23 protein-coding genes and 1 pseudogene are annotated in these 24,434 nt (G+C 46.3%); 16 read left to right on the plus strand and 8 right to left on the minus strand.

Annotated features, from left to right (window positions below):
- Positions 1 to 65: 65 nt before the first annotated feature.
- Positions 66 to 1,658, plus strand: a complete 1,593-nt coding sequence (locus BLS58_RS12945; RefSeq protein WP_090399220.1) for a long-chain-fatty-acid--CoA ligase — start codon at positions 66 to 68, stop codon at positions 1,656 to 1,658.
- Positions 1,659 to 1,697: 39 nt separating this feature from the next.
- Here BLS58_RS12945 and BLS58_RS12950 read toward each other — a convergent pair whose 3' ends face one another.
- A complete protein-coding gene (locus tag BLS58_RS12950) occupies positions 1,698 to 4,412 on the minus strand; it encodes an MBL fold metallo-hydrolase (RefSeq protein WP_090399221.1) in 2,715 nt (904 codons plus the stop codon).
- 49 nt (positions 4,413 to 4,461) lie between these two features.
- The gene (locus BLS58_RS12955; RefSeq protein WP_090399222.1) at positions 4,462 to 5,154 is read right to left on the minus strand and encodes a GOLPH3/VPS74 family protein; all 693 of its coding nucleotides are present in this window, start codon (positions 5,152 to 5,154) and stop codon (positions 4,462 to 4,464) included.
- Positions 5,155 to 5,219: 65 nt separating this feature from the next.
- Here BLS58_RS12955 and BLS58_RS12960 point away from each other — a divergent pair, with 65 nt between their 5' ends.
- The 3 genes from BLS58_RS12960 (at position 5,220) to BLS58_RS12970 (ending at position 6,275) form a co-directional block, all read left to right on the plus strand.
- Entirely contained in the window at positions 5,220 to 5,654 is a 435-nt protein-coding gene (locus tag BLS58_RS12960) for a universal stress protein (protein WP_090399223.1), read from the plus strand.
- Positions 5,655 to 5,765: 111 nt separating this feature from the next.
- Positions 5,766 to 5,990: a nucleoside triphosphate pyrophosphohydrolase family protein gene (locus BLS58_RS12965; RefSeq protein ID WP_090399224.1), complete on the plus strand. Its 225-nt coding sequence runs from the start codon at positions 5,766 to 5,768 to the stop codon at positions 5,988 to 5,990.
- 114 nt (positions 5,991 to 6,104) lie between these two features.
- Positions 6,105 to 6,275 carry a DUF2281 domain-containing protein gene (locus BLS58_RS12970; RefSeq protein ID WP_090399225.1) on the plus strand — a complete coding sequence of 57 codons (171 nt, stop codon included), beginning with the start codon at positions 6,105 to 6,107 and terminating at the stop codon, positions 6,273 to 6,275.
- A gap of 44 nt (positions 6,276 to 6,319) precedes the next feature.
- Here BLS58_RS12970 and htpG read toward each other — a convergent pair whose 3' ends face one another.
- Together htpG and BLS58_RS12980 are read right to left on the minus strand one after the other, a co-directional pair.
- Complete coding sequence (gene htpG / locus BLS58_RS12975) at positions 6,320 to 8,203, minus strand: molecular chaperone HtpG (protein WP_090399226.1); 1,884 nt, start codon at positions 8,201 to 8,203, stop codon at positions 6,320 to 6,322.
- An 84-nt stretch (positions 8,204 to 8,287) separates the two neighbouring features.
- Positions 8,288 to 9,127, minus strand: a complete 840-nt coding sequence (locus BLS58_RS12980; protein WP_090399227.1) for a MurR/RpiR family transcriptional regulator — start codon at positions 9,125 to 9,127, stop codon at positions 8,288 to 8,290.
- 179 nt (positions 9,128 to 9,306) lie between these two features.
- Here BLS58_RS12980 and BLS58_RS12985 point away from each other — a divergent pair, with 179 nt between their 5' ends.
- From BLS58_RS12985 to BLS58_RS13015, 7 genes are all read left to right on the plus strand, one after another.
- Positions 9,307 to 10,176: an N-acetylneuraminate lyase gene (locus BLS58_RS12985; protein ID WP_090399228.1), complete on the plus strand. Its 870-nt coding sequence runs from the start codon at positions 9,307 to 9,309 to the stop codon at positions 10,174 to 10,176.
- 23 nt (positions 10,177 to 10,199) lie between these two features.
- Complete coding sequence (locus tag BLS58_RS12990) at positions 10,200 to 10,868, plus strand: N-acetylmannosamine-6-phosphate 2-epimerase (protein ID WP_090399229.1); 669 nt, start codon at positions 10,200 to 10,202, stop codon at positions 10,866 to 10,868.
- A 7-nt stretch (positions 10,869 to 10,875) separates the two neighbouring features.
- Positions 10,876 to 11,928: a sialic acid TRAP transporter substrate-binding protein SiaP gene (locus BLS58_RS12995; protein ID WP_090399230.1), complete on the plus strand. Its 1,053-nt coding sequence runs from the start codon at positions 10,876 to 10,878 to the stop codon at positions 11,926 to 11,928.
- Between the two features lie 49 nt (positions 11,929 to 11,977).
- Positions 11,978 to 12,454, plus strand: a complete 477-nt coding sequence (locus BLS58_RS13000) for a TRAP transporter small permease (RefSeq protein ID WP_090399231.1) — start codon at positions 11,978 to 11,980, stop codon at positions 12,452 to 12,454.
- Complete coding sequence (locus BLS58_RS13005) at positions 12,454 to 13,731, plus strand: TRAP transporter large permease (protein ID WP_090399232.1); 1,278 nt, start codon at positions 12,454 to 12,456, stop codon at positions 13,729 to 13,731. The genes BLS58_RS13000 and BLS58_RS13005 overlap by 1 nt, the downstream gene beginning before the upstream one ends.
- Before the next feature lie 28 nt (positions 13,732 to 13,759).
- Positions 13,760 to 14,656 (plus strand): ROK family protein, encoded by an 897-nt coding sequence (locus tag BLS58_RS13010; RefSeq protein WP_176764748.1) that lies wholly within the window; start codon positions 13,760 to 13,762, stop codon positions 14,654 to 14,656.
- Between the two features lie 117 nt (positions 14,657 to 14,773).
- The gene (locus tag BLS58_RS13015) at positions 14,774 to 17,971 is read left to right on the plus strand and encodes a DEAD/DEAH box helicase (protein WP_090399234.1); all 3,198 of its coding nucleotides are present in this window, start codon (positions 14,774 to 14,776) and stop codon (positions 17,969 to 17,971) included.
- Between the two features lie 100 nt (positions 17,972 to 18,071).
- Here the strand turns inward: BLS58_RS13015 and BLS58_RS13020 are convergent, their stop codons facing one another.
- Positions 18,072 to 19,412 (minus strand): MATE family efflux transporter, encoded by a 1,341-nt coding sequence (locus BLS58_RS13020; protein WP_090399235.1) that lies wholly within the window; start codon positions 19,410 to 19,412, stop codon positions 18,072 to 18,074.
- A gap of 71 nt (positions 19,413 to 19,483) precedes the next feature.
- On the opposite strand from BLS58_RS13020, the gene BLS58_RS13025 reads away from it, so the two are divergent.
- The 5 genes from BLS58_RS13025 (at position 19,484) to BLS58_RS13040 (ending at position 23,184) form a co-directional block, all read left to right on the plus strand.
- The gene (locus BLS58_RS13025; protein ID WP_245723171.1) at positions 19,484 to 19,975 is read left to right on the plus strand and encodes a cupin domain-containing protein; all 492 of its coding nucleotides are present in this window, start codon (positions 19,484 to 19,486) and stop codon (positions 19,973 to 19,975) included.
- 24 nt (positions 19,976 to 19,999) lie between these two features.
- Entirely contained in the window at positions 20,000 to 20,215 is a 216-nt protein-coding gene (locus BLS58_RS17270; protein ID WP_143018916.1) for a hypothetical protein, read from the plus strand.
- A gap of 90 nt (positions 20,216 to 20,305) precedes the next feature.
- Positions 20,306 to 21,376 carry a C45 family autoproteolytic acyltransferase/hydrolase gene (locus tag BLS58_RS13030; protein ID WP_090399236.1) on the plus strand — a complete coding sequence of 357 codons (1,071 nt, stop codon included), beginning with the start codon at positions 20,306 to 20,308 and terminating at the stop codon, positions 21,374 to 21,376.
- A 54-nt stretch (positions 21,377 to 21,430) separates the two neighbouring features.
- Positions 21,431 to 22,345, plus strand: coding sequence for an ATP-binding cassette domain-containing protein (locus BLS58_RS13035; protein ID WP_090399237.1), 915 nt, complete (start codon positions 21,431 to 21,433; stop codon positions 22,343 to 22,345).
- Positions 22,346 to 22,362: 17 nt separating this feature from the next.
- Positions 22,363 to 23,184: an ABC transporter permease gene (locus BLS58_RS13040; RefSeq protein ID WP_090399238.1), complete on the plus strand. Its 822-nt coding sequence runs from the start codon at positions 22,363 to 22,365 to the stop codon at positions 23,182 to 23,184.
- Between the two features lie 172 nt (positions 23,185 to 23,356).
- On the opposite strand, the gene BLS58_RS18275 is transcribed toward BLS58_RS13040, so the two are convergent.
- From BLS58_RS18275 to BLS58_RS13050, 3 genes and pseudogenes are all read right to left on the minus strand, one after another.
- Entirely contained in the window at positions 23,357 to 23,452 is a 96-nt protein-coding gene (locus tag BLS58_RS18275; RefSeq protein ID WP_342705734.1) for a DUF488 family protein, read from the minus strand.
- Between the two features lie 29 nt (positions 23,453 to 23,481).
- Positions 23,482 to 23,685 (minus strand): annotated as a pseudogene (locus tag BLS58_RS18280) (DUF488 domain-containing protein); the annotation flags it as partial.
- A 48-nt stretch (positions 23,686 to 23,733) separates the two neighbouring features.
- The gene (locus tag BLS58_RS13050) at positions 23,734 to 24,333 is read right to left on the minus strand and encodes a short chain dehydrogenase (RefSeq protein WP_090399239.1); all 600 of its coding nucleotides are present in this window, start codon (positions 24,331 to 24,333) and stop codon (positions 23,734 to 23,736) included.
- Positions 24,334 to 24,434: the final 101 nt, after the last annotated feature.

Raw genomic sequence — 24,434 nt, forward strand, 5'->3', positions numbered from 1 at the left:
GCTTCCTATGATACAATGCAACTATGAAAGCACTTACAAATCATCTTTTGAAGGAGTGTATGTTGATGTTAGCGACGCTTACCCCTTTGGACTGGAAACGCAGAGCGGTTAAATATTATCCGGAAAAAACGGCTGTCATTGATGGAGAAAAGCAGTTCACTTATCGCGAATTCGGAGAACGGGCCGATCGACTTTCCGTAGCCCTGGATGAAGCGGGCATCGAAAAAGGGGATCATGTCGCTGTCATGATTCCGAATACACATTACATGCTGGAGAGTTTTTATGGCATTTGCCAGCTGGGAGCGGCCATGGTGCCCTTGAATTACCGGTTATCCGCGGAAGATCTGGAATATATCATTAATCATAGTGACGCGAAAATGCTGATCGTCGATGAAGAATTCACCCAGCCGATTGAAGAAATCAGGGAGAGGCTTTCTTTAGAGCAAGTGATTATCGTCTCTGTTGCTGGACAGGAAACGTCATTACAGGGCACTGACTATGAGACATTTATACAGAGCGTTCCGGCAGATGCCGCACCTCCTGAAGTTGAGTTCGATGAAAACCAGTTATTAACCCTCAATTATACAAGCGGCACGACGTCCAACCCGAAAGGTGTTATGCTCACCCATCGCAGCAATTACATGAATGCCGCCAACTTTATGTATCATCTAAACGTTCGACACGATGATATCTACCTGCACACGTTGCCGATGTTCCACGCCAACGGCTGGGGCGGTGTATGGGCGATTACTGCAGCGGGCGCTACCCATGTCTGCCTGCGAAAAGTCGACCCTGCCTACATTCTCGATTTATTCGAAAATAAAAATATATCCTTGCTTTGCGGCGCGCCGACCGTCATCAATATGCTCATTAATGAACCGAAGGCCAAAGAAACCAAAATCACCACACAACCGCGCATGGCCACGGCCGGTGCACCTCCGGCAGCAGCGCTCATTCAAAAAGCCCAGGACATTTTAGGTTTGAACATGATCCATGTCTACGGTCTAACGGAAACGTCTCCATTTATCCTTTATTGCGAATGGAAAAAAGAATTTGAGGAAAAATCGGCCGATGAGCAAGCAGCTATTAAGGCTCGACAGGGGATTGAACTGGCTTTTAATGGTGAAACGAAAGTTGTACGCTCGGATGGAGAAGAAGTACGCTGGGACGGGGAAGAATTGGGCGAGATCATCACCCGCGGCAATGTGGTTATGAAGGGATACTATAAAGATCCGGTAAAAACAGAGGAAGCGATACACGATGGTTGGTATTATACCGGTGACTTGGCTGTTACTTACGAAGACGGATTTATTGAGATCCGGGACCGAGCCAAGGATTTAATCATTTCCGGTGGCGAAAATATTTCTTCAACCGAAGTGGAAGGCTTGCTGTTTAAGCATCCGGATGTGATGGATGTGGCTGTGATCGCGATTCCCGATGAAAAATGGGGAGAAATTCCGAAAGCGGTCGTTGTGCTACAGGAAGATGCCCAAACGACTGAAGACGACATTATCCAGTATTGTCGCGCCCACCTCGCTCATTTTAAAGCTCCGAAAGTTGTGGAATTTGTAGAAACACTGCCGAAAACGGCAACGGGCAAGCTGCAGAAATTCCGCCTGCGGGAAGAACATTGGCACGGGGCGAAAAAAGTGAATTAACGATATGTATAGCGGCGAAGCTTGCGCCAAGTTTCGCCGCTATTTCAGTTCGATGCCATATCCGGTGACTTGCTGAATCGCTTCTTCTATCCTTTTTGCTTCGTCTGGGTCGGGTGTTTCACCTACTTTTAAGCCAAGGACGCTTTGTTCACGATGAATCGAGGGGTTTTTCTTTAACGCCCATGACGAAGGTATGCGTGTAACGGCTTCTTTTATAATTTCATTTTGTTTCGGGTTTTCGGCATAGATTACCTGGAAACCGGTGCGATAGGATAGCTCTTCCAGATCGGTTTCATGGCGTTTGGCTATTTCCGGGGAAATAAAATGAACTTCCAGAATGTTTTCGTTTCCTTGTTCTTTGAAACTCACCTTATATAGCTTGATATTGCGATCCTCTGCCCACCGTTTCGTTTCTTCCCTTGCTTCATTATTTTCCATGCGCACGCTTCGGTCTGTGACATCGAAGAGAGTTTTCGATGGCGAGAGGGTGGTAGCGGCTGCATCTTTTTCCTGAAAATCAAATCCGGTACGCTGTTGGAATTGTTCGGCGATCTGCTGAATATTGTTGTTTTTCGGGAGGCTTGCGCGAACGGTTTTTTCCTGTAAGTGTAGGGAGAAACTCTCGGGTTCGCCGTCCTCGGTAAGGTCTGAGAGTACCTGAAAGAGCAGGTCTTGTCTCGTTGATGAGGACATCACAACTTCCCAGCCCGTTTTGTCGGCAATAGACGTAGTCATCTTGTCTTTTTGTGCATCGGTGTAAGCATCGGGAAAGGCGAAGTAGAGTGTTAGTTTTTCCCCTGACTGATCGGCCCCGCAACGCGTGAAATCAGGTTCATCCGAGAGTTCTTCCCTGGCTAGATCCATCGCCTTCGCCGCATTCATTTTCATGCCCTGCATGGACAGGCGTCCTTTTTGGGCCCGGTCGATAAAATCGTCGTCGAGCTTGTATTCTTTTTGTCCCGTCTGCCCTTCTCTTTTATGCTCGGCAGTTAGCGTCTGTAACGCGAGGGCCAATACAAGCCGTTCTTCAAGTGAATCGTCTGTGGCAACGTAACGCAATAAGCCATGAAAGGTGTAGATCCCAGCAGGGACGTGGTTCCATTGTAAAGCTTTCAGTTTCGGGCGGTTAAAATCAAGCAGCGGTTGCAGCGACGCGCGGACGTCGTCAATCGTGCGTGTTGATTGCCCCAGGGCTTGTATGAGTTGGTGAGGTTGGATTTTTACCGGTTTACCCTTAAGCGTTTGCGAAAATAAAACATTCGTCTTCGGATGAACGCCTGTGCATAGGGCTACTTTTAGCGGATCATTATCTTCAGGTTCATAGAGGATAAATTGCCCATTTAAGGAACGTAGTGCCTCATGTTCCTTGTTAGGTTTATACCGTTTGCCTTTGATGCCTTTGTTAGAATCTCGCAGTTCAAAAGGATAACTGTCTCCGTTTTCAACGAGGGTAGGGCTGTAGCGTTCGTCCAGCAAATCGGACAAAGCTGCTCGCGCGTCGTCATCCCCGTGAACGAGCAGGGTATACGTCGGTGCCAACTGCTGAATGAACAACTGCATTTCCGAAGCATCGGCGTGAGCAGACAGACCGTACTTGCTAATGCGGGCTTTTGCTTCATACGCCGTTCCGTTAATCGTGAGCTCTTCTGTTTTTCCTTCCGCAACATCCAACAACGCTTTCCCCGGGCTTTCTTCATCTTGATAACCGGTGAGAAGAATGGCATTTTTATCGTTACCGATGAGCTGCTCCGCGTACCAACTGCTCGCACCTCCGGTCAGCATGCCGGAAGACGCCACGATGCAGGCAGGCTTGCCTTGCAGGATCGCCTCGCGCTCCTTCGGATGAACCGCTTGACAGCGTCCTTCTTTTAAGAACACATCGCCCTCCCGATAGACACGATGGGCAAGGTTCCCTTTTAAAAATTGCGGGTATTGGCGGTAGACGCGACTCACCGGTGTTACGAGACCGTCGACATAGATGGGGAATTCGGGGATTAATCCTTTATCCATGTAATCTTGCAGCACGAGTAATACTTCCTGGGCGCGTCCGAGCGCAAAAGCGGGTACAAGGGCAAAACCACCGCTGGCGATGACTTCTGCCACGTGTTCGGCAAGCCGTTTTTCTTCGGTGTGGCGGTCGGTGTGGGCCCGGTTTCCATAGGTGGATTCCATGACGACGACATCGGGCTTTAAATCGCGTGGCACGTTGGCACCGGAAATCGTCCTTCCGGCCTTAAAGCTGAGATCGCCGGTAACGAGCAGTTCCGCGCCCCCGCCCATAAGCGAGAACATCACCGCTCCCAGAATATGACCCGCTTGATGGCTTTCGATGCGCAATTCTCCGATGCGAAGCGTGTTACTGGCGGGAATCTCAAGCATGGCCGCCAAGAGCGCTTCGACCTGTTCTTCAGAGTATGGCGGTATCGTTTCTTCCCGTCGGCTCCGTTCTTCGATAATTTTCAATGAATCTTTCATCATAATGCGCATGAGCGCGATCGTTGGCGCTGTCGCGTATATCGGTGCTTCCGGAAAAAGCTTATGTATAACGGGTAACGCCCCGATATGATCGGCGTGCGCGTGGGTCACCAGAATCGCTTGCGGTCGCGGCAATTCTTCCAGTATGCCAAGCGCCGGCAATAATTGTTCCCCCTGCATGCGCATCCCCGCATCGATTAAGATCGACGTCTCTGCCATCTCAATATGTAAACAGGAAGCGCCGACCTCGTTTCCCCCGCCGAGAACGGTTACGTTCATTTTTGATCACCTCTCTATCAGTCTATCATATTCAGCGGATCCCTTCGGCTTAAGAATTCGATTGATTCGACGAAATCGTGGTCGCTGCAATGGCTGCGATGATCGCTACATCAATAGCCTGGATGGTTTCTTTTACCGCTTTGGAAACGGGGAGGTTTTTATTGACGTGTTTAAGCTGTTTCTGAACCGCGCGTGCTTCTTTGCCGTTCGGATAAACGACGGAAAGTAATTTGCTTGCTTCGATGAGTGATAAAAGCACAATATGCCGTTCGTCTTCTTGATTGAATGGGGTGCCTGCTTCCCCTTTACGAAGGACTTCTGAAAAAGAGATTCGTAATCGTTCAAGGTGGTTTGGATCGTTCAGTTGATAGGTTTGGCTGTTAAAGATTCCTAGAATCTTTTTCTCTTTGATCGTGATCTGGCCATCGTTTTCCAAATGACGCGCGACCACTTTTTGAATTGGTCTGAATTCCGACTTGAGTTTTGACACCCAGTGTTTGGGCGTCATCGGTCTTTTCTGTTTTTGAATCATCGCGATCGTTTCCTGGAGCAAGGGATGGTCAGTTTGCTCGTTAATGACGACGATTTTCTTTTTCTGTAATTCAACATTGGCCCGCAGCATCAATTCGGCGAGAAGTGCTCCGCTAAGGCTGTATGGCAAGGCGCTGCTGCTCCTTGTATAAAGTTTTCCATCTTTGGGGTTAATGGCGGTGAGCAGCAGTCGTTCGGCTAACGTTGGCATTGATGTCGCTCCTTTCGATTTGATGGGTGATAAATTGGGTATAGTTATCAAAGGGGGAAGCGAGAATGTATAAAAAAATTCTAGTAGCCGTGGATGGATCTGTCCAGTCAGAACAGGCGCTGGAAAAAGCGATTGCAATGGCTAACCTTCACGACGCTCATCTTTTCATTGCCCATGTGATTGATCTTCGCAACTTTTCCACACACGCCTATAACCAGCAAGGAATGTTCACTGATTCCGAAACAAAAGAACTGCTGGAAAACCACGAAAATACGGCTGTTCAAGCAGGATTGAAAAATGTCCAAACCATTCTCAGCACCGGCAATCCCCGCGTCAAACTATCAAGAGATCTACTATCTGAATACAATATTGATTTACTTGTCACCGGCTCCACCGGACGCAACGCCTTCGAACGGATGCTCATCGGAAGTGTGGCAGAAGCATGCGTAAGGCATGCGCCGTGTGATGTGTTTACGGTTAAGGATGGGATAGTGAGGTGAAAAGCGCCAGATTTCGGTTGAAAAGCGCCAGAATATCACTGAAAAGCGCCAGATTAATGCTTGAATGTGACAGATTCTAGTTATCAAAGCTAAAGAATAAGGGTGAAAAATATGAACATCACGCGCTTCCAACAATACGTAAAATCATTCAGCGAGGAAAAAGGTTTTGAACATTTAACCGTCGAACAACGCTATCAATTCCTAATCAGCGAGGTAGGTGAAATATCGGGCGAGCTTCTCAAGCTTAAGCTTGATACCGAGGTAAGCACTGAAGAGGTAAAAAGAAATCTTGGCATGGTGACGAATGGAATTTTGCCATTCACGTCAACGATATAGATAAAAATGATCCATTGCCCGAACATCCTAAGATTATAGAAGAAAAAGGGAAAGCCCCGGAGCAGTATCCGCCGGGGAACTTTTGAATGATAGAAAATCGGAGGTGCCTGAAAAATGAGTCGTAACAAGGAAAAGTTGCTTCTACTCATTGAAGAGATGACAGAGAAGGAAATGGAAGAAGTCATTGATTTTATTAAAATGAAGAGAGAAAAAGAAAAGGCCAGTGAGAGCAGTATGGAATTTTGGGACAATGAAGTCGATGATGAGGTATGGAATGATGCTTGAATAGAACTTAAAAAATCCCTGGGGGCTTCCCAGGGATTTTTGTATCACACCATCACCTTACACATATCATTCGTAAATTCGACCGGATCCTGCACCGGCAAACCTTCGATGAGCAGGGCCTGGTTATACAGTAGGTTGGTATACAATTCCAACTTGTCTTTGTCGTTATCATAGGCGTCTTGCAGGGATTTAAACACATCGTGATTAACGTTGATTTCCAGGATTTTGTCGGCGTTGATGTCCTGGCCGGTGGGCATGTTTCGCAACGTTTTTTCCATTTCGATCGATACTTCGCCGCCGGATGTCAGGCAGACGGGGTGGGACTTTAATCGTTTGGAAGCTTTGACATCTTTCACTTTGTCAGAAATCGCTTCTTTCATAGCTGCGAAAACTTCTTTATTTTCTTCTTCGGCTTCGGTGTTGTCGTCTTCATCTTCAATGTCGAGGTCGCCGCTGGAGACGGATTTGAACTCTTTTTCCTGGTAGTTCATGAGCATCATGATCGCGAATTCATCGACTTCCTCGGTGAAATATAAAATTTCATAGCCTTTGTCGGCGACTAACTCGGTTTGTGGAAGTTTGTCAATTTTGTCTATCGTTTCGCCGGCGGCATAATAAATATACGTTTGGTCTTCAGGCATGCGTGAGACGTAGTCATCGAGCGTCACCAATTTCTTTTCCGTGGAGGAATAGAACATCAGTAGATCCTGCAGGTCCTCTTTATTCATGCCGAAATCATTGTAGACGCCGAATTTCAATTGGCGACCAAAAGCGTTGAAAAACTTTTCATAGGCTTCGCGGTCGTTCTTTTGCATCGTTTTCAGGTTGCTTTTGATTTTGTTCTTGATGTTTTTGGCGATCGTTTTTAATTGCCGGTCGTGTTGCAGCATTTCTCTGGAAATGTTGAGCGACAAGTCTTCGGAATCGACCATGCCTTTGACGAAACCGAAATAATCCGGAAGTAAGTCCGCGCTTTTGTTCATGATCAACACGCCGTTGGAATAAAGCTCCAAGCCTTTTTCAAAATCAGCGGTGTAATAGTCGGGTGGCGCACTTTCCGGGATGAAAAGTATCGCATCGTAACGGATGGACCCATCCACATTAATATGGATATGCTTTAACGGCTTGTCGAATCCGTAGCGTTTTTCGGCATAAAAATTCTCGTAATCCTCATCGGTGAGTTCATTTTTATTTTTTCGCCAGATGGGCACCATGCTGTTGACGGTCTGCTCTTCCTGGTACTCTTCGTACTCCACTTCTTCCTCTTCGTCTTCCTGTTCTTTCGGTTGTTGAACAGTGACATCCATTCTAATCGGATAACGGATGAAATCGGAGTATTTCTTGATGATCGTTTTTAGGCCTTGCTCGTCCAGAAAGTCATCATAGGAGACTTCTTCGCCGTTGTCTTTGATTTTCAAAATAATGTCGGTGCCGACGGATTCTTTTTCGTAGGGCTCGATGGAGTAGCCGTCCGTGCCTTCGGATTCCCACTTGTACGCTTCGTCACTGCCCAGGGCTTTACTGATGACCGTGACTTGATCGGCGACCATAAACGAGGAGTAAAAGCCAACGCCAAACTGACCGATGATGTCATGGCCATCTTCCAGTTCCGTCTCATTTTTAAACGCTAATGAACCGCTTTTGGCGATGACGCCGAGGTTGTCTTCCATTTCATCTTTCGTCATGCCGATGCCGGTATCGGAGATCTGTAACGTGCGATTTTCTTTGTCCGGGATGACTTTTATATAATAGTCATCTCTGTTAAAAGTTAAAGAATCATCGGTGAGTGCCTGGTAATAAATTTTGTCAATGGCATCGCTCGCGTTGGACATTAATTCCCGTAAAAAAACTTCTTTATGCGAATAGATGGAATTAATCATAATTTCCAGCAATCGTTTCGATTCAGCTTTAAAAGCTGTCTTAGCCATGGAATTAACCCCTTTCCAAACAATGATTAGCACTCTCGGATTCCGAGTGCTAATCATTATTATTTAGCATTTGGTCCGGGGTTGTCAATAGAGCTTACTGGAGATTGCTCGAGCGATGAATGCCTTGTTTTGTTGCGCGTTGCCGTATTGCGTCATCGCTATACCTGTACAAAGAAGATCAATGACGAATAATTGAGAAACCTTGGAGACGAGGGAGCCGCTATCCAAGGGGTTTTCTTTTGCTGAGGTCAGCAAAGCGAGATCGGAATACTTCGTTAACGGCGACTTTACATAATTGGTAATGGCAATCACGGTAGCGTGATTTTTTTTAGCTTCCTGGACCGCATCGACGATATCTTTCGTACTCCCCGTTAAACTGATGGCGATAATCACCGTTTTTCTCGTTACCGATACCGATCTAAAGACTTGATTATGGGAATCGGTAACGACTTCAATATTTTTTCCAATCCGCATCAGTCGATTTTGCATATCAAGTCCCGCAATGCCAGAGGACGAGATGCCGTACGCGATGACTTCATCGGCATTACTGATTTTTTCGATGGCTTCTTGCAGGCTGTCTGGGTCAAGCAATTCATGAGTATCCTCGATAACCCGGGTCATATTGCTTCTCACTTTGTCGATATACGTTTCCTCGTTATTGGTCTTTTGCAGAGAAGAAAGTTCCTGCGCTAACGCGAATTTAAAATCCTGATAGCCTTTGAATCCCAGTTTGCGGCAAAATCTTAACACGGTGGCTTCTCCAAGTTTACACTCTATAGAAATTTCGGTTAACGATTGATACAAAACGTCTTCGAAGCGCTCCATAATATACTGGTGTAATTTTTGTTCAGACTTTGTAAAGGTGTTTTTATTTTGTTCCATGAGCATCGTTAATTTGGCGTCGGTCGTCTCCTCGTGATTCATTTCCAGATCACCTCTATTGTTTTACTAAAATAGTACCGTAAATGATATGAATCGAAAAGCAGGCATTTGGAGTAAAACTTCATTTATAAAAATTATATTGACAACATAATGTCATATTGCTACGATAAATGCAATAAGGATGTGGCAGCGTTTTCAAAAAAGGATAGGAGGATACAAAAGTGAAAGGTATCATCACAGCACTCATCACCCCCTTTAATGAAGATGGAACTATAAATGAAGAAGGGTTGCGTGAAGTCGTTCGTTATAATTTGGATGTCATGAAAGTGAATGGTTTGTATGTGGGAGGTTCTACGAGTGAAAGTTTTCTTATGGATGAAGAAAGTAAACGGCAATTGTTTAAGATTGTAAAGGATGAGATCGATGTCGATACGAAACTGATCGCACAAATTGGCGCGTTGAATATTGAAGAAGCTGTCCGGTTGGGAAAGGAAGCGAAAGAACTAGGATATGATGCTCTATCTGCGATTACGCCGTACTACTATAAATTTAGCTTTCAGGAAATCAAAGCCTATTATAAACGTTTAACCGATGATACTGATCATCCGATGATCATTTATTCAAATCCGGCCTTTACCGGTGCCCAGTTTTCAGTTGAGGATTATGGAGAATTGTTGGCGCTTCCAAACGTCATTGGAGTCAAGTATACCGATACGGATCTCGCCAAGCTTGGGAACCTAAAGGAAAGCCATCCGGAAAAAGTATTTTTCAGCGGTGCCGATGAGATGCTGCTCCCATTTGCAATCTCCGGGGCTGACGGGGCGATTGGAAGCACATACAATCTTCTCGGCGAAGATGCGAGAACGATTTACGAGGCTGTGCAAAAATCTGATCTAGAAACAGCCCGCCGTGTGCAATCGCACATGAATAAAGTCATCGATTTCTTACTTGAGGGCGGTGTCTATTCCTCTATTAAATATGTATTTAAACAAAAGGGTATAGATGCCGGCTATATGAAATTTCCATTTCGTGAGTTGACCGATGAAGAGAAAAAGAACGCTGACAACATTCTCGAAATCATTGAAAAATAGACTACCGTGGGAGATCGAAGAACATGACCAAATCATTAATTATTTCTTGTCAAGCACTGCAAGACGAACCTCTGCATAGCCCGTTTATCATGTCAAAAATGGCTTTGGCTGCTGATCTTGGCGGAGCCTGCGGGATTCGTGCCAATAGTGTGGTTGACATTAAAGCGATAAAACAAGAAGTAAATCTACCTATTCTTGGAATAATTAAACAAGATTATGAGGATAGTGAAGTTGTCATTACACCGACGTTAAAGGAGGTGAAGGCATTATATGAGGAAGGCGTCGATGTCATTGCCTTTGATGCCACCGACCGGATACGCCCGGGGAATTTAAACCTTGAGGATTTTGTATCAGCAATCAAAGAACGCTATCCAGATCAAAAACTGATGGCTGATATTTCAACCGTAGAAGAAGCGCGGCAAGCTGAAGCGTATGGCGTTGATCTGATCGCCACCACTTTAGTGGGGTATACAGCGTACACCAAAGACGATGATCCATTAACGGTCTTGAAGGACATTGTGCACCATATAAGGTTACCGGTTATCGCGGAAGGGAACATTGACACACCGGAAAAGGCACAATACGCTTTGGAACTTGGGGCAGAATCCGTCGTCGTGGGCAGTGCTGTAACTCGTCCACAATGGATTACGGAAAAATTCGTAAAAAAAATGAGTGAAATTCAGAGGGGGTAAACAACCTATGAAAAAAGGATATGTATTCACATTTGCTGTAATGTCCTCGTTGTTATTGGCTGCTTGCGGAAATGGTGATGGTGAAAATGAAGAAGCTGCTTCCGGCGAAAATGGTGAAAACGGCAACGGTGGCGAAGGGGAAGAATTTGAGCTTCAGTTCGGCATGCAACCCGGAACGCAATCCAACGAGTATGAGGCTGCGGAGTATTTGGCGGATTATGTTGAGGAAGAAAGCGATGGACAAATGACGATCTCCTTGTACCCTGATGCTCAGCTTGGGGATGACCTTTCCATGCTGGGGCAGTTGCAAGACGGATCGCTCGATATCACGTTAGCGGAAATAGGGCGCTTTGGTGAATGGGTACCACGTGCTGAACTATTAATGGTGCCGTATGTTATTGAGGATTTTGACCACATTGAACGTGTCATTTATGAAACGGAATATGGTGAGGAGTTGCGTCAAGAGTTGGTTGACGAGCATAATTTCCGCGTGATGGACACCGGATATAATGGCACAAGACAGACATCAGCCAATACTGAAATAAACGAACTTGCCGACATGGAAGGGTTGAGCATACGAACACCTGAAGCGCAAACGTTGCTGGATTACGCTGAATATACTGGTGCCGACCCGACACCGATGAACTTTGATGAGGTTTATCTAGCGTTACAGACGAACCAAGTAGATGGGCAAGAAAATCCGCTTTCGGCGATTGAGGCACAAAGTTTTTATGAAGTGCAGGATTACATCGCAATGACGAACCACGTGGTGAACGATAACACCTATGTCGTGAGCGACTTAACGTGGCAGGAATTACCCGAGAACCTCCAAGAAATATTAAGCGAGGGCATCACTGAGGCGGCCGAACACCACACAGAATTATTTGTAACAGAAGAAGAAGAATTACTTGATTTCTTCCAAGAGGAAGGCGTAACCATCACAGAGCCGGACTTGGATGAGTTTGAAGAAGCTGTATCCGACGTTTATCCCGAGTATCTGGATGACATTGGCGAGGGTGCCGAGGAATATATGGATATCATTGATGACGCCCGTGAATAAATGTCTGCGCCTCATGCCAATACAATCGGAAAAATTGTAGGTGGTCACAATGGTAAAAAAAATCTATGACAATTTTGAAGAAATGATTGGAAGCGTCTTGTTTGTCGTGATGTTGATTGTTTTGATTGTGCAAGTTTCAGCGCACCAAGGGTTAGGAACACCCTTGGTGTGGTCTGAAGAATTAAGCAAACTCCTTTTTATTTATGTCGGTTATTTGGGGATCGTTGCTTGTATCAAGGATGACAGCCACGTATCCATTGATGTTTTGGTGAATAAGCTTCCGACCAGGGTGCAGAAATGGGTGTATACCTTTAACCAATTGCTCATTCTAGCTGCACTCGTGCTTGTCTTTATTATTAGTATTACGATTGTGCAGAATCAGGCGCATCTTAATATTGTGACGTTGCAAATTTCGTATGTATATATGTATATTGCGCTACCCATTCTCACGCTATTGATGATTTATCGTTTAGTAGAACGAGTGGTCAAGGAATGGCGTAAAGAGAAGACGAGGGGGGTAGAATAATGGATGTTGCCATCATTTTTATCGTTTGGGCGATTTTGCTTTTTCTAGGTGTGCCTGTTGGTTTTTCATTAATCATCGCTGGACTCATGTATTTTATCATTGGGGATTGGAATCTCGTTTATGCTTCCGGTGCTCAGTTAATCGACGGCATCGATAACTTCACCCTGTTGGCCATCCCGTTTTTCATTTTTACCGGGATGTTGATGAACTCTTCCGGAATCACCGATCGTATTTTTGAATTTGCCCGGTCACTCGTCGGTCATATCAACGGTGGAATGGGGCACGTAAATATCACTGCCAGTTTGATGTTTTCCGGGATGTCAGGGTCTTCTCTCGCGGATGCCGGTGGTTTAGGGCAGCTGGAGATTAGAACAATGCGAAGAGCTGGTTACGACGATGATTTTAATGGCGGGTTAACAGCCTCCTCAGCCATCCTTAGTGGGATTATTCCGCCGAGTCTCAATATGATCATATACGCGGCGATTGCGAACGTATCCGTTGCTTCCATGTTCATTGCCGGTCTTGTTCCGGGTTTGCTTGTTGCTATATCATTATTTGCGACTTCCTATTTTTTAGCTAAAAAAAGAGGATATCCAGTGCTCGAAAGAGCTAGTCTGAAAGCTATCGGCAAAGATTTTTTGAGAGCATTTTGGGCATTGTTGACGCCTGTCATCATAATTGGCGGGATATTTTCCGGATATTTCACTCCGACGGAAGCAGCCGTTGTCAGTTCTACCTATGCTTTAATCCTGGGCTTTTTGGTCTATCGAGAACTTAACTTCAAAAAACTGTATACGGTTATTGTGGATTCGATGAAGATGACCGGGGTCGTTGTATTGATGCTCGCGGCCGTAGAATTCTTTGGACAGTTTATTGCAAGGGAACAAGTACCTATCATGGTGGCTGATTTTTTCCTCGGAGCGACTGAAAATCCAATTATTCTGCTGCTATTAATCGCTCTGTTGTTGCTCATCCTCGGGACGTTTATAGAAGCGTTGGCATTACTTGTGCTTGTTGTTCCCGTGCTCATTCCGGTTGTAACAAGCGTAGGGATCGATCCTATCTTTTTCGGGGTTTTCGTGATTTTATGCTTGATGATTGGCATTTTAACACCACCCATGGGAATGGCGTTATTTGTAGTCTCGCGTGTTGGCGATATTCCAGTTGGTACGATGTACAGAGGTGTGCTTCCGTTTTTGCTTCCGCTTTTTGTCGTATTGGTCCTTATGATCTTTGTTCCGGAAATATCAACTTTCTTGGTGGATATATTGAATTAAGCAGTGTTGAATGAATGGAGGAACGCAAGTGATTTTCGGAGCTTTTGATGTTGGCGGCACGAGTATTAAATATGGCATTTTGGATGAACAAGGGAAGATCTTACATCAATCACAAACCGTAACAAATGCAAGTGCAGGTGGAAAAAAGGTTATTGATCAGGTGAAGGACATCGCCAGGAACTTGCAGGCTGACTATGCGTTGGATGGCGTCGCGGTCAGTACAGCCGGACAAGTAAATAATCTTGAAGGAACCATTGTACATGCTACAGAGTCTATTCCAGATTATACCGGTTTAAATGTAAAAAAAGAACTTGAAGAAGCCCTCCGCTTGCCTGTTGCTGTCGAAAATGATGTAAACGCTGCCGCTCTTGGAGAGTATTGGTGGGGGGCGGCAAGAGAAACTAACCATTTTCTGTGCATGACGCTTGGTACCGGCATTGGTGGCGCGATTGTGATGAATGGGAAAGTATACACTGGAGCGTCTTTTTCTGCCGGGGAATTCGGTCATATGACACTCTATCCCGGTGGGAAAGATTGTCCCTGTGGTGATAAAGGTTGTTATGAAATGTATGCATCAAGCAAATCCCTCGAGAGAAGGGTTGAAGAATATTTTGGAGAAGATTCATTAAGAGATTTATTTGCGAAAGCGAAAAATGAAAATGGGGTGGCTGAATACGTGGTTGACCAATGGGTCTCGGACGTTGCTTTAGGGATGAAGTCACTCGTACACATATTTAATCCCCCATTGATCGTCATTGGAGGAGGTGTTTCTGAACAAGGTGATTATTTATTGGATAAATTGAAGAGAAGCGTGAACGCACAAATCATGCCTTCTTTTCAACGTCCATTGCAGCTAAAGATGACTCAAAACGGAAATGATGCCAATTTGCAGGGTGCGGTTTTTCAGCTTCTCGCATTATTATAGGTACGAATTGAATGAACATTTTGCTTCCTCATCCTTCTATTCACAACCCTAATTTTATAGTAAACTAGAACAATAGACACTAGATAATAGGCGATTAGAATAGATGGAGGACGTCAGATGTTTAACATAAACCAGGATGACTTGCATCCGGATAATATTATGCAAGCTGTGACAAACTTTCGGTCGTATACGCGCGGTGAAAACTATTATTACAATGATCGCGTAGGGCCTGTGTATTTTTACCAGAATGAGAAGATGACAGAAGCAACGGTGCATGGGACGAGAAGTTATAAGTGCCAGGCTTCGTTTCAGCGCAATGGTGATTTGGACAGGGTGAGCTGTACGTGCCCGGCATTTGATTCCTATACGGGAATTTGCAAGCATCTCGTCGCGTTTTTGTTGGAACTGGATGAATTGATGTCCACCGAGGAGTATGAGCAAAAATATAGTACGCAGCAAGGGCACCAAATGATCGATGCTTTTAAGGAGACGTTCAAGCCTGAACAGCCGGCAGCCGTCATGGAAAAAGAAACGCTGCAGATTTATTATGAGCTGCAATTAAAGAGCAACCCATTTTCCGGACTGGTGGACAATATTTCCCTAAGTCTTCGTGCCGGGGTACAACGCCCTTATGTCGTAAAAAATATTAACCGCTTTATTGAAGCAGTAAATACGGGGAGCAACCATTATTTTACGAAAAAGTTCAGCTATGAGCCGGATAAACACGTGCTCAGTGAAGAAGATTGGGCGGTGCTTCAACTTTTACAGAAAATAATAAAAAGCAAAGACCCCGGATATCCATATAGCGGGCTTAGTCGGGAGCGCCAATTTGATGTCCCGGACTTTATGGTGCCTGAGCTTTTTGAATTATTGGAAGGCAAGAAGGTGGATATAACATCAAGGTCGGGCTCTGAATCCGTCGCCATCGATGCTTTTCATCCGGAAGCCCGGCTGGAATTTTTGCTGCAAAAAAATACGGAAAATGATGCAGTGGAATTGCACTTAAAGGGTGAGGATCATCTTTTTTTCTCCCTTGATCATCAGCTACTTAGAAGTGGGCAAACCATTTACCGTTTGAATCAGGAACAGGCAACGATTCTTGATAAGCTTGTGAACACTTCGGAGACGTGGGGTGTGTTGACGACGTTTTCCCTCGCGGATATGGAATCTTTTTGTTCTTATGTGCTGCCGAAATTGAAAGATATCGCGACGGTTGAAATGGATGAAAATTTGACAAATGTGATCCGGCACCATCCGTTAAAGGCTAAAATGAAGATAGACTATAGGGAAGATGTCCTCACTACACTCGTGAGTTTTCAGTATGGGGATATAGAGATCGACCCGTATGAAGAACGGACGGAAGAATTAGAAGCCATCCTCGTTCGCGATGTGGAAACAGAGGCGATGATTATTTCCTTGCTTGATAGAATCCCTTTTTCACGGGCAGACGGAAAGCTTATTCTCGAAGACGAAGAGGAAATGGTGGCATTTCTTTTTGAAGAACTTCCTGTGCTGCAAGAATATCTGGATATATATACCACATCGAAAGTAAGGCAAATGATCGCGCCTCTCGACAAGCAGCCGAGCGTCTCGCTGGCGGCAGATGAGGAAACGAACTGGCTCGATGTTTCTTTTTCCTTGGAAGGCATTCCGGACGAAGAGGTCGGACATGTGCTCGAGGCACTGAAACAGAATCAGACCTATTATCGTCTTCCAAACGGGGCCTTTCTTCATCTTCAGGGAGAGGAATTTGGGAACGTAAAAAACGCCGTCGATCATTTTGCCCCTGAAAAAGGGAAGCTGCAAGAGGATATGAAAGTCCCCCTTTATAAGGCACTTTCCCTGGAGGATGAAAAGGCGCAGTCGTTTAAATTGTCCTCTTCCCTGCGGCAATTAATGAATGATGTCCAAAAACCCGATTTTATCGAGGCAGAGCCTCCGGAAGCCATCGACGCTTCGCTTCGGGAATATCAATTAACCGGTTTTCGTTGGCTGAAAACCTTGTCCCAATTCGGACTCGGCGGCATATTGGCGGATGATATGGGGCTTGGGAAAACACTGCAGACGATCACGTACCTGCAAGCGTTGGCGGATGAAAAGGCGAGCATGCGTGCCATCATCATCACACCGGCGAGTTTGAGTTATAATTGGGAAAAAGAATTTCATCGTTTTGCGCCTGACATGGCTGTGACGGTGATTGCCGGCACGAAAGCGGAAAGGCAAAAGAAGCTCGAGCAAAGTTCGGAAGCGCAAGTGCTGATTACGTCTTATCCGCTCATTCAACGGGAGGCGGACCAGTATCAGTCTGAGCTTTTTGATGTCCTCATCCTCGACGAGGCCCAGGCGATTAAAAATGAAGCTTCGAAAACCGCGCAATCCGTGCGTTCCTTGCAAGCCGCCAGCGCTTTCGCCTTAACCGGAACGCCGATTGAGAATCGTCTCGAAGAACTCTATTCTATTTTTAATACCTTGATCCCAGGCATCCTGGGGTCGAAGAAAAAGTTTAAAGCGCTGGGGAATGAGACGATTGCCCAACGTGTGCGTCCGTTTATTTTACGGCGTATGAAAAAGGATGTCCTTACAGAGTTACCGGAAAAAGACGAGCAAGTTCAATATACGAATCTCACTGATGATCAGAAAAAGCTTTATCTGGCACAGGTTAATCGATTGGCCAAAGATGTGGACTCGGCGATCGAGGGTGATCAATTCCAGGAACAGCGCATGCAGATTCTCGCTGGCTTAACGAAATTGCGGCAAATTTGTTGTCATCCCCAGCTGGTGCTGCCGGAAGAAACGTATAAGTCCGGCAAGTTCGATCGGCTGCTGGAGTACGTAGATGAAGGGCTTGCATCAGGGCGGCGAATGGTGATTTTTTCACAATTCACCTCGATGTTGGCGATGATCCGCACGGCCTTCGACGAGCGGGGTTGGCTGTATCATTACCTGGACGGCTCAACGCCGACCAAAGATCGTTTGGCGCTCACTGAGCGTTTTAATGAAGGGGAACATTCGCTTTTTCTCGTTTCGATGAAGGCCGGGGGCACGGGCTTGAATTTGACGGGCGGCGACACCGTTATTCTTTTTGACACGTGGTGGAATCCGGCGGTGGAACAGCAGGCGGCGGACCGTGTCCACCGATTTGGCCAGGAGAACAACGTGCAAGTCATCAAGCTGATTACGTCCGGAACGATCGAAGAAAAGATGCTGGAAATGCAGGAACGAAAAAAAGCCCTGGTGGAAGAGGTTATCCAGCCAGGCGAACAACAACTGACCAGTTTACAGCCGGAAGACGTGAAAGAGTTGTTGACAGTATGAAGTGAAGCCCTCTCTTGCTCACTAGGAGCAGGGAGGGCAAGTTTTATCGGCGATCTCGGTGAAATATCAGCGAACTTTCAAATATATCAGCGATCTCCAATTATCCCTCCCGAAACAACTCCTTCTCGCGCCATTTCCCGAATCGATAATACAGGTACGCGGCCAAGCTGCCGAGCATAAAGCTGGCGCCCATGCCTAACGCGACACCTATTTCGCCGAACAAACCGGAAAATAAATTCGTCAACGGATAGCGCAAAACCCAGAATGAGATGATATTAAGCACGAGCACTTGGTACATGGCCCCGGAGGCACGAACGATCCCGTTCAAAACAAAATTAATACCGAGAAACGGATAACAGAGCGCGACGATTTGCAAATATCTCGTACCGAACGCTACAGCTTCTTCGTCACGGATAAACATTTGGATGCCGTACTCGGCGAAGATGACGATAATCACGCCGATCCCGATCATGATGGCAAAATTGTACAGCACTGCATAGTTCGTAATGGTAGTCACCCGCGGCCAATTCCCGACGCCGATATTTTGCCCGGCCATGCTGTTCACCGCTGTCCCGAGCGCCATGGCCGGAAGCATGATCAAGCTGTCCAGCCTTTGCGCAGCACTGAAACCGGCGACGACATCTTCGCCAAATGTGGTGACTACGCTCATGATCGCCGCTACACCGGCGGAGATGACGGCCATCTGCAAACCCGAGGGGATGCCGAGGTTCAAAATTAAACCGACTTCTGTTTTCCTGGGCAACGAAGGGATGGTAAAAGGTGCAAGACCTCGTCGCAACACGAAAAATAACCCATAAAGAAACGCGCTCCCTTGCGAAAGGATCGTTGCATAAGCCGCGCCTTCGATGCCCATATTCAAGCCGGCAATAAGGAGTGGGTCAAGCACAATATTTAGCAAGACCGCGATAATGACGAACCGTATCGGCGTTTTGCTGTCGCCCATGGCGCGCAAAGTCGTTGCGATAAAGTTGTAACCGAAAAGAAAGATCATCCCGAGAAAATTAATCTGCAAATAAGCGGTCGCGGGAGCCAGCATCCCTTCCGGTGTGCCAAGCAACTGCAAAAGCTCTTCAGCAAAAAAAGACCCCGTAATCCCTAGCGATAATGATAAAATAGTGAGCACAACGACAAAGGCATTAAGATAACGGGTAACCCCTTCCTCATTTTCCTGTCCTTTTTGCTGGGAAAGAATCGTCAACGATGCATTGTTTAAACCGATCACAAAAGAGAGCATCGTAAAAATGATCGTACTGGAAACAGCTACCGCCCCTAACGCAGTTTCGCCAAGCAAATTCCCGACCCATAAACTGTCGGCAAACTGAAAGGACGTTTGCAAAAGATTCGTGAGCATGATCGGCCCGGAGAACACGATCAGCGGTTTGAGTATATTTCCCTGGGTAAAATCTTGTTGATTACTCATACATGGGCGTCCTTTCAGCTTTTGCTAAATATTTATTTTATCATACGGAACGGAGGATGGAGGCACCTAAATTGAAACCAGCATCCTATTGGATTGATCGTCTGCAGATGAAAGCCCATCCCGAAGGGGGTTATTTTGTCGAGACTTTTGCTTCGAACCGCGAGATGGAAACAACCGACGGTCGTCGACGCAGAACCTATTCCAGTATTTATTTTCTACTTGAACCGTCAAATCCATCTCATTTCCATCGTTTAAGAAGTGACGAAATTTGGTATTATCACGCGGGAGAACCGCTTTCTGTCCATGTCATTCATCCGGACGGAACATATGAGCAAATCAAGATTGGTCCCAACCTGGAAGAAGGTCAACAACTGAGTGCCGTCGTTCCTGCCGGTTCCATTTTCGGTTCAAGTGTTCAATCTCATTACGCGCTTGTCAGCTGCTTGGTATCTCCCGGATTTGTATATGCTGACTTTGAACTTTTTACACAAGCTGAATTGCTCGCGGATTATCCACAGCACGCTGCGATTATCCGTGAGCTGGCGTATGAAAGATTGAAATAAATATTCACTAATGTTGATTTCGCCTTGCAGCCTCAGGAAACTGACGAAGAGGAACGTCTGCAATTGTATGAAGAGGTGGAACAAATCATCGTCGATGAAGCGCCGACAATCTATACCCTACATACCGATTATGTCGTGGGTGTTGCCGATAGTGTCGAAGGTTTCGTGCAACAACCGAGCGGCCTTTTCCTACTGGAAGACGTACAGATCACCGAAGCAGCTGAAGACGGCGGCTATTAAAAAAAATAGAAGGACAGCTGCATATGAGTTGTAGCTGTCCTGTTTTGCGTGTATCCTTGGATGGAAGAATCTTAAAAGAAAGGCGCTACTATGAAGCACATTTACAGTGATATTATTCAATTTCGCGGCTCTCATTATGATTTTGGCTATATGCAGGGGGAGAAGCTCAAAGAGTCGCTCTCAGTAAAAAATCGCCAAAACCAATGGAAGGTGAGGAAGCCGCGTTTTACGATTGACGCTGACGAAGTGAAACAACAGATTACTTCATTCGCTCCCGGCGTCTGGGAAGAACTCATCGGCCTGCAGGATGCATTGGAGTGGCCGATGGAGCGGGTGCTACAGGAATATGGCGGATATCGATTAAATATCGCTCCCTCCGGCTGTTCGATTCTTGTGGGCGAGGATTATTTTATCCGCAATTATGATTATCATCCCAAAACCTATGATGGGCGGTACATTTTGTACCAGCCCACGGACACCGGCTATGCCATTGCCGGGCCCAGCCAGCGAATCACGGGGCGGATGGATGGCATGAATGAAAAAGGTCTGGTGATGGGTTACAACCTCACCAATCGAAAAAAGCCGGATGATGGGTTTATTTGCAGTATGATTGGCCGCTTGCTTTTAGAATCATGCGCGAACGTAACAGAAGCGGTAGAGATGGCGCGGGAAATCCCTCATCGCCATTCGTTTAGTTACCTCGTTTTTGATACGAAGGGGGAGATGGTTGTCATTGAAGCCTCGCCACGCGGCGTCAATAGTCGGATAGCCAGCGCGTGTACGAATCATTTCGATATTCAGACCAACGAAAATCGCTTCCGTCTGGACGATTCCAAACGTCGTCTGGCACTCATGGAAGAAAATTCGACTTTGGACGCGGATGACGCGTTCCGGCTGTTGAATGATACAGATGAAGAGATATTTTCGGACCGCTATAAAAGCTGGGCGGGGACGATTCATACATCGGCTTATTTTCCAAAGGAAATGAAAGCCTGGATTGCCTTGGGCGGCGACCGGGAACCGGTAGAATTTGATTTTGCCGACTGGCTGTCAGGCCAGGACATAGATGACAAACACCTCGCAGGAACAGTGGATACGGATTTGCCGTTTTTGCATATGGACAAAGGGGCCGACTGGTTTCGAAAAAAGCACCTCCATTGACATGCTGGGCGCTTATAATACAATAGCATTAGTGTTGGAAATGAGGTGTCAAGGTTGATCGATGTTCAAGGTTTACAAAAGTCCTACAAAGATTTTCAAGCGGTGAATAACAGCAATTTTCATGTTGAGGAAGGTGAAATATTCGGCTTCCTCGGACCCAATGGGGCGGGAAAAAGCACGACGATTAACATTTTATCCACGATGCTGCAGCCGACGAGTGGTTCGGTTACCATCAATGGCTACGATGTCACGAAACACCAAAACCGCGTCAGGGAAAGTATCGGTATTATTTTTCAGCAGAACACACTGGACGAGAAATTAACCGCCAAGGAAAACTTAAAGCTGCATTGCAAGTTCTATGGCGTGCCCCGCTCAAAGCGAAAGGCGCGCATCAATGAGGTGCTTGAAATCGTTGATCTCACCGATAGCATCAATCTATTGGTGGAAAAATTCTCCGGAGGCATGCAACGACGGCTGGAAATCGCCCGCGGGTTGCTCCATTATCCGAAAGTGCTCTTTCTGGACGAGCCGACCGTTGGCCTTGATCCGCAAACCCGCGCCCATGTATGGGAATATATACTAAAGCTGAAAGAAAATGAAAATATCACGATGTTTTTAACGACCCATTACCTGGATGAAGCCGAGATTAGCGATCGCATAGCCATTATGGATCACGGAGATATCATCGCGATTGACACGCCGAGAAATCTCAAGCAGCAGCTCGGTGGTGACATTGTGGAAATCAAAACGACAGACAATGAAGCCGCGATGAAAGAAATAGAATCGGACTTTGACGTTGTCGATCTGTCATTACAAGACGGTTTTATCAATTGTAAAGTTGAAAACAGTGACGCGTTTGTTTCATCCTTTATTAAAACACTACAAACGCCTCTCACAGGATTGGATATCCGCAAACCGACATTGAACGATGTTTTTCTCTCCTTCACGGGGCGGGAAATCAGAGATTGAGTAGGAGGGAATGACACGTGGAAGGAATTATTGCCATTTGGCAGCGCGACATGATTAAGTTTTTTAGAGACCGCGCTCGTATGATCGGCTCCTTTTCGATGCCGATTTTATTTTTGGTCGTTTTTGGCGTTGGTATGGGCGGCGCCATGGAATCGTTAGTAGCCTCGGGGATAGGGACGGATGAAGATTTCAATTATGTGGAATTTATTTTTCCCGGTATTGTGTCCATGACCTTGTTAATGACGTCCGTTTTTTCTTCATTATCGGTTATTCAGGACCGTGATTTCGGGTATATGCGTGAGATTTTGGTTTCACCGGTATCCCGGGTGAACATCGCGCTTGGAAAAATGCTGGGATCGGCTTCAGTTGCCTTCGTGCAAGGGGTGATGATGTTTGTGCTTATGCCTTTCCTGGGGATAAGTATCGATCTGGTTACGCTTTTGCAGTTGCTCCCGGTTATGTTTATGATCGCCTGCGCGTTTTCTTCCCTTGGTCTGCTCGTCGCCAGTTTATTGAATTCCATGCAGGGCTTTCAGCTCGTCGTCAACATTTTGGTGATGCCGATGATCTTTTTGTCCGGCGCCTTGTTCCCGTTGAGTAATATGCCGGGATGGGTGGATTTTATTGTGACATTGAACCCGGTGACGTACGGCGTGGATCTTATGAAAAATATTATGATCGACGTGGACAACTTAAGTGCCACGGTGCAGGAAGAAATGGGCCTGAACCTTACGTTTTTCGGGCAACCTGTGACGATGACGGGAGAGGTGTTCTTTTTGCTCGGGTTCACGGCTTTGTTGATTCTCCTGGCGACGCTTATGTTTAGGCGGAAGAATTGATTGTGCTAGGCTTTTGGAACACTTTTTCCGTCCGTGTATGGTGATTCACGCTCCAACGGACGGGGTTGGATTACTTTTTTAGTCATCCCACCTTCATTCACGTTCCAACGGTCACGGTTGGAATACTTTTTTCGCCCGAATCCTGTTGTTCGCGTTTCAAGTTTATACTGTCCTACTGCCGGACCAACGTTTCTTTTAGCACTTGCGCATGATTATATGTCTCATCTTTAGCCGCGTAAACAAGCGTAACATTCCGGTGCGTCTCGATGAGTCTTCATTTTGCCGGAGTTCGTTAATGTACGCTTCCCTGAACGTTTGAAACTTGCCGGGAGCGTCCCCGAACCATTGTCGCAGTTCTTTCGTCGGCCTTACATCCTTCGCCCATTCGTCAATGTGAGCATTCTTTTTGGCGACGCCGCGCGGCCATACGCGATCGACGAGAATTCTGTATCCGTCCGCGTTCTGCGCTTCTGCGTAAATACGTTTTAAAGCAATGGCCATGCAGCTACCTCCCTTAGTTAAAAGAAGCGCCTAAAAAGATGAGGCGCCTCAATAAACTTTGTAAATTTGTCCGGTTTGTGATCCCTCGACACTTTTCTGATAGGCCATAGCCACTCTGTCCCCGGGAACAGGTTGAAAGCCGGCAAATAGATGTCCAATCCTTTCGGAAGACTCCTCCAGGAGGCTAGGGCTCACATTATTGATGCGAATGCCTCGGGGCATTTCAATCGCGGCAGAAGTGACAAACGAACGGATGCCGCCATTGGCCATGGCTGCCGAAGCACCTTGCGGAATGGGGTCATCCATCATAACCCCGGAAGTAAGCGTGAAACTGCCGCCATCAGTCACATAGGGCAGGCCGAGCAGAACAAGGTTTATTTGGCCTTTTAATTTGCTGTTGACTGCCGTTTCATTTTTGTCGGGAGTCATTTCCGTGAGCTGTGCAAAACCGGCGCTTCCCGAAGCATTAATGACGGCATCGACGTTGCCGGTGTGTTCATACATGTGGCGGATGCTAGTTTCATCCGTAATGTCGACTTGCACATCCGCTCCATTTCTGCCCGCGCGAATAATCTCATGATTTTGCTGCAGACGATCATATACATTGCTGCCGATGGTTCCGGTCGCGCCGATGAGTAGTATTTTCATGTTATCATCCTCCAAATGGTATTTATCCTAAAAACGGGAGTATGAAACATGGAAAAAAACGGCAACCGCTCATAGACGCGAGCGGTTGCCAGTCTTTACGA

Source organism: Natribacillus halophilus (genome assembly GCF_900100185.1).
GTDB classification, from domain to species: domain Bacteria; phylum Bacillota; class Bacilli; order Bacillales; family Marinococcaceae; genus Natribacillus; species Natribacillus halophilus.

Coding starts and splice junctions, on each gene's coding strand:
- BLS58_RS12945 (WP_090399220.1), top strand. CDS start 66: ATGTTAGCGACGCTTACCCCTTTGGACTGGAAACGCAGAGCGGTTAAA.
- BLS58_RS12950 (WP_090399221.1), bottom strand. CDS start 4,412: ATGAACGTAACCGTTCTCGGCGGGGGAAACGAGGTCGGCGCTTCCTGT.
- BLS58_RS12955 (WP_090399222.1), bottom strand. CDS start 5,154: ATGCCAACGTTAGCCGAACGACTGCTGCTCACCGCCATTAACCCCAAA.
- BLS58_RS12960 (WP_090399223.1), top strand. CDS start 5,220: ATGTATAAAAAAATTCTAGTAGCCGTGGATGGATCTGTCCAGTCAGAA.
- BLS58_RS12965 (WP_090399224.1), top strand. CDS start 5,766: ATGAACATCACGCGCTTCCAACAATACGTAAAATCATTCAGCGAGGAA.
- BLS58_RS12970 (WP_090399225.1), top strand. CDS start 6,105: ATGAGTCGTAACAAGGAAAAGTTGCTTCTACTCATTGAAGAGATGACA.
- htpG (WP_090399226.1), bottom strand. CDS start 8,203: ATGGCTAAGACAGCTTTTAAAGCTGAATCGAAACGATTGCTGGAAATT.
- BLS58_RS12980 (WP_090399227.1), bottom strand. CDS start 9,127: ATGAATCACGAGGAGACGACCGACGCCAAATTAACGATGCTCATGGAA.
- BLS58_RS12990 (WP_090399229.1), top strand. CDS start 10,200: ATGACCAAATCATTAATTATTTCTTGTCAAGCACTGCAAGACGAACCT.
- BLS58_RS12995 (WP_090399230.1), top strand. CDS start 10,876: ATGAAAAAAGGATATGTATTCACATTTGCTGTAATGTCCTCGTTGTTA.
- BLS58_RS13000 (WP_090399231.1), top strand. CDS start 11,978: ATGGTAAAAAAAATCTATGACAATTTTGAAGAAATGATTGGAAGCGTC.
- BLS58_RS13005 (WP_090399232.1), top strand. CDS start 12,454: ATGGATGTTGCCATCATTTTTATCGTTTGGGCGATTTTGCTTTTTCTA.
- BLS58_RS13015 (WP_090399234.1), top strand. CDS start 14,774: ATGTTTAACATAAACCAGGATGACTTGCATCCGGATAATATTATGCAA.
- BLS58_RS13020 (WP_090399235.1), bottom strand. CDS start 19,412: ATGAGTAATCAACAAGATTTTACCCAGGGAAATATACTCAAACCGCTG.
- BLS58_RS13030 (WP_090399236.1), top strand. CDS start 20,306: ATGAAGCACATTTACAGTGATATTATTCAATTTCGCGGCTCTCATTAT.
- BLS58_RS13050 (WP_090399239.1), bottom strand. CDS start 24,333: ATGAAAATACTACTCATCGGCGCGACCGGAACCATCGGCAGCAATGTA.